Source organism: Paenarthrobacter nitroguajacolicus (genome assembly GCF_007786235.1).
Classification (GTDB): Bacteria; Actinomycetota; Actinomycetes; order Actinomycetales; family Micrococcaceae; genus Arthrobacter; species Arthrobacter nitroguajacolicus_A.
The window spans coordinates 1-500 of the sequence record NZ_VNFK01000104.1 but is presented as its reverse complement, the minus strand read 5'-3'; the positions used below and the strand labels follow the sequence as shown (position 1 = coordinate 500).

Here is a 500-nt window from a genome sequence, read left to right as displayed (position 1 = left end):
CTTTATTTTTCGCCAAGTCGATCTCTGGATACAATTCTAAAACACCCGACTGCGCAATAATCTCTTCAACGGTCGCGTTCTTATTCACCACCAAGGTAAATACACGCTGCTCATGTGGAAGCGCAAACACAACTTCTACGTGGATCATATCGGATTCAATAGTCATGGCTTAGTAAACCTGTTTAGCTCGTTGAGTAAAAGCACTGACCATATTGCTCGTCAGCTCATTGAAAATCTTACCAAATGCCATTTCTATCATTCGACTAGAAAATTCAAACTCTAACTTAAGCTCGACCTTACAAGCTTGGTCGTCTAGTGGAGTGAAATACCAACCGCCCTGCAGCTTTTTGAACGGGCCGTCCACCAGCTCCATTAAGATCTCAGCACCATCTGCCATTCGATTTGACGTAGTAAATGTTTTGCTGATACCAGCTTTAGAGACATCAACCGAAGCCACCATCGCAGAATCTGAAGATTCGATCACACGAGAACCAGAACAT

The 500-nt window shown here is 43.4% G+C and carries 2 protein-coding genes; both read right to left on the bottom strand.

All coding sequences use genetic code 11. The annotated features are described in order from the left end of the window. Window positions 1–148, bottom strand: a 148-nt coding sequence (locus tag FQP90_RS23960) for an RnfH family protein (protein WP_368666131.1), incomplete at its 3' end; no start/stop codon positions are given. Between the two features lie 21 nt (window positions 149–169). Further along, a partial coding sequence (locus FQP90_RS23175; RefSeq protein WP_144653460.1) for an SRPBCC family protein occupies window positions 170–500 on the bottom strand: 331 nt, incomplete at its 5' end.